We start from the raw sequence: 3,723 nt of genomic DNA, 5'->3' as shown, positions 1-3,723 counted from the left end.
GGCCGCGCGGGCGACGCCCCGGCCGAGGACGGCCCCTTCGACGCGGTGGTGCTGGCCGTCCCGGCGCCGCAGGCCGCGGCGCTGCTGGCCCGGCCGGCGCCGCACCTGAAGCGCGTGCTGGACATGGTGCGCATGGCGCCCTGCTGGACCCTGATGGTCGCCTTCGCCGAGCGGCTGAACCTGCCCGACACCATCCGCCTTCCCGGCGGCCCGATCGGCTGGGCGGCGCGCGACAGTTCCAAGCCCGGGCGGAACCACACCAATGAATGCTGGGTGGTGCAGGCCGGGCCGGAATGGTCGCGGGAGAATCTGGAACTGACCGCCGCGGAGGCTGCCACGGGCCTGCTCGCGGCCTTCGCCGCGCTGAACGGCGGCAGCCTGCCGGAGCCGATCCACGCCGCGGCGCATCGCTGGCGCTACGCGCTGGTGGAGACGGCACTGGGCGCGCCCTGCCTGTGGGATCCGGCGCGCGGACTCGGCGCCTGCGGCGACTGGTGCGTGGGCGCGCGCGCAGAGGCGGCGGTGGAAAGCGGCGCCGCGCTGGCGGGCGTGATCGCCTCCGCCCGGGGCGCGCCGGCTTGAGCCTGGAGGCGACGCTGCAGGAATGCCTGGCCGAAGCATTTCGGCACCTGGCGCGCGGCGTGGCGGACCGGCGCCATCCCTTCCATACGCCCACCCTGGCCACCGTGGCGCCGGATGGCGCGCCGGAAGCGCGCACCCTGGTGCTGCGTGGCTTCGAGGCCGCGACGCGCACCATCCGCCTGCACACCGATGCGCGGTCAGGCAAGGTGGCCTCGCTGCTGCGGGAGCCGCGCTGCGCGCTGCATCTCTACGACCCGGGCGCGAAGGTGCAGCTGCGCCTGTCCGGCCGGGCCGCGTTGCATGGCGGCGACGCGGTGGCCGCCGCCGCCTGGCAGGCCAGCCGCGACTTCTCCCGCATGTGCTACGCGATCGAGCCTGCGCCGGGCACGCCCGTCGCCGCGCCGCCGCCCGCCCCGCGCGACGCCGCTGCCGGGGAGGCGCAGTTCCGCGTGCTGCTGCTGCGCTTCGACCGACTGGACTGGCTGGAACTGGCCGCCGCCGGGCACCTCCGTGCGCGCTTCGACTGGCATGGCGACGGTGCGCCCGACGCCAGCTGGCTGGTGCCGTGACGCCCGGCCCGGAGGCCATCGCCGCCGAGATCCTGCGGCTGACCGCAGCGCGCGGCCCGGACAAGTCGATCTGCCCGAGCGAGGTCGCCCGCGCGCTGGCACCGGAGGAGGATGCCTGGCGCCGCCTGATGGGCGCGGTGCGCGCCGCCGCCATCCGCCTGGCCCGGGACGGGCGCATCGAGGTGCTGCGCAAGGGTAGGCCGGTCGATCCCGCGGCGGAGATCCGCGGCGTGATCCGGCTGCGCATCGCGACCTCCGCCGAGGGATGACCATGCTCCAGATGATGCTTGGCCGCGGGACGGCCGGATTACCTCCTGCCGCGCCGGTGGACTTCGCCCGCCTGCGCCTGCCTTCCTCGCCCAACGCGCATCTGGCGGCGCCGCCGGGCGCGACGACCGAGCGGCACGAGACGGTGCCGCTGCTGGCCGTTCCGGCCGAGGCCGCCTGGGCGGTGCTGCGCGCTCTGGGCGACGGGATGGAGCGCGTCTGGAAGATGGCGGAATGGCCGGAGCTGCGGCAGGCCCAGTGGGTCGCGCGTACGCGCTGGATGAACTACCCCGACCTGGTGAACGGCCAGGTGGTCGAGATGCCCGGTGGGACGGGGCTGTTCCTCTATTCCCGCAGCCTGGTCGGCTATTCGGACCTGGGCGTGAACGCGAAGCGTGTCGCGGAATGGCGGCGCGCCTTCGATGCGGGGCTGGCGCGGACGCGCTGACCCTGTCGATCCTCGTTGGGGAGTGACGCATGCGCCGGATCGGCTCCTTCCTCGGCGAGGCCTGGGCCCTGACCCGCCCCTACTGGGTGAGCGAGGAGCGCGGGCGGGGCCTCGCGCTGCTGGCCGCCGTCGTCGTGCTGAACCTCTCGCTGGTCGGCATGACGGTGGTGCTGACCTATTGGCAGCGCGCCTTCTACAACGCCCTGGAGCAGAAGGACGCCACCACCTTCTGGTCGCTGCTGCTGCTGGGGGGCGACGCGGAAGGCGTGTGGTTCCCGGGCTTCTGCCTGGTTGCCGTGGCCTACATCCTGATCGCGGTCTACCAGCTGTATCTGCGCCAGGCGCTGCAGATCCGCTGGCGCCGCTGGCTGACGGAACGCTACCTGGCCGACTGGCTCTCAGACCGGGCCTATTACCGCATCGCGCTGACCGACCCCGTCACCGACAACCCGGACCAGCGCATCGCGGACGACATCCGCATGTTCGTGGACGATACGCTGAGCCTCGGGCTCGGCCTGATGAACAGCGTGGTCACCCTGTTCTCCTTCATTTTCGTGCTGTGGTCGCTGAGCGGGCCGCTGGAGGTGCTGGGCATCTCGATCCCCGGCTACATGGTGTGGGTGGCGCTGCTCTACTCCATCCTCGGCACCTGGATCGCGCACCTGATCGGCCGGCCGCTGATCCGGCTGAACTTCCTGCAGCAGCGGGTCGAGGCGGATTTCCGCTACGCCCTTGTGCGCGTGCGCGACAACGTGGAGGGCGTCGCGCTCTACGGCGGCGAGGCCGATGAGCGGCGCGGGCTGCAGGCACGCTTCCGCGCGCTGATGGAGAACTGGTGGGGGATCATGGTCGCGACCAAGCGGCTGACCTTCTTCACCGCGGGCTTCACCCAGGTCGCGACGATCTTCCCGATCGTCGTCGCCGCGCCGGCCTATTTCTCCGGGCGCATCCCGCTCGGCGGGCTGATCCAGACCAGCAGCGCCTTCGGCCAGGTGCAGGGCGCGCTGTCCTGGTTCGTGGACAACTACGCCAGGCTGACGGAGTGGCGCGCGACGGTGGAACGGCTGACCGGCTTCACCCGCGCCATCCGCGACGCCCGCGCATCGGAGGACGGGGTGCGGGCGCAGCGCGGCGCAGGGGATGCGGTGGTGCTGGAGGGCGTGACGCTCGCCATCCCCGGCGGGCGCGTGCTGGTGGAGGATGCCGCGCTGCGGCTGGAGAAGGGCGAGGCGGTGCTGATCACCGGCGCCTCCGGCAGCGGCAAGTCCACGCTGTTCCGCGCCATCGCCGGCATCTGGCCATTCGGCCGCGGAACGGTGCGCATTCCCGACGGCGCGCGCGCGCTGTTCCTGCCGCAGCGCCCGTACCTGCCGCTCGGCACGCTGCGCCGGGCCGTGTGCTACCCGCTGGGCGCCGAGGAGGTGCCGGAGGCGGCGATCCGCGACGCGCTGGCGGCGGTGAACCTGTCGCATCTGTCGGACAGGCTGGACGAGGAGGATGCCTGGGACCGGCGGCTGTCGGGCGGCGAGCAGCAGCGCCTGTCCTTCGCGCGGGCGCTGCTGGTGAAGCCCGACTTCCTGTTCCTGGACGAGGCGACGGCGAGCCTGGATCCGGAGGGCGAGGAGGCGCTGTACGCGCTGGTGAAGCAGCGCCTGCCCGGCACCGCGGTGCTGTCCATCGCGCACCGCCCGGCGGTGGCGCGCTTCCACGACCGCGGCGTGCGGGTGGCGGACCGCCGGCTGGCGGCGGCGCCGGGCTGAGGGATGCGGCGCGTGCTGGTCTGGATCGGCCTGCTGCTGCTGGCCGCGCTGCTCGGCGCGGGCTGGTGGCTGTGGACGCCGGACCAGCCGCGCGCGG

Annotated in this window: 5 protein-coding genes; all 5 read left to right on the top strand. The window is 73.5% G+C overall.

The window, feature by feature from the left end; genetic code table 11:
• The coding region (locus OZN99_RS27495) for an NAD(P)/FAD-dependent oxidoreductase (RefSeq protein WP_270938414.1) at positions 1–582 on the top strand (582 nt) is incomplete at its 5' end.
• Entirely contained in the window at positions 579–1,151 is a 573-nt protein-coding gene (locus OZN99_RS27490; protein ID WP_270938413.1) for a pyridoxamine 5'-phosphate oxidase family protein, read from the top strand. The genes OZN99_RS27495 and OZN99_RS27490, both read left to right, overlap by 4 nt.
• Positions 1,148–1,420 carry a DUF3253 domain-containing protein gene (locus OZN99_RS27485; RefSeq protein WP_270938412.1) on the top strand — a complete coding sequence of 91 codons (273 nt, stop codon included), beginning with the start codon at positions 1,148–1,150 and terminating at the stop codon, positions 1,418–1,420. Before OZN99_RS27490 ends, OZN99_RS27485 begins: the two co-directional genes overlap by 4 nt.
• A gap of 2 nt (positions 1,421–1,422) precedes the next feature.
• Complete coding sequence (locus OZN99_RS27480) at positions 1,423–1,866, top strand: DUF1499 domain-containing protein (protein WP_270938411.1); 444 nt, start codon at positions 1,423–1,425, stop codon at positions 1,864–1,866.
• A gap of 29 nt (positions 1,867–1,895) precedes the next feature.
• Positions 1,896–3,626: an ABC transporter ATP-binding protein/permease gene (locus OZN99_RS27475; RefSeq protein WP_270938410.1), complete on the top strand. Its 1,731-nt coding sequence runs from the start codon at positions 1,896–1,898 to the stop codon at positions 3,624–3,626.
• Positions 3,627–3,723 lie beyond the last annotated feature (97 nt).

Source organism: Falsiroseomonas oryzae, from assembly GCF_027856955.1.
GTDB lineage: Bacteria > Pseudomonadota > Alphaproteobacteria > Acetobacterales > Acetobacteraceae > Falsiroseomonas > Falsiroseomonas oryzae.
Note: the sequence above shows the minus strand (reverse complement) of the source record. Positions and strands in the feature narration are given on the sequence as shown.

Coding starts and splice junctions, on each gene's coding strand:
- OZN99_RS27480 (WP_270938411.1), top strand. CDS start 1,423: ATGCTCCAGATGATGCTTGGCCGCGGGACGGCCGGATTACCTCCTGCC.
- OZN99_RS27475 (WP_270938410.1), top strand. CDS start 1,896: ATGCGCCGGATCGGCTCCTTCCTCGGCGAGGCCTGGGCCCTGACCCGC.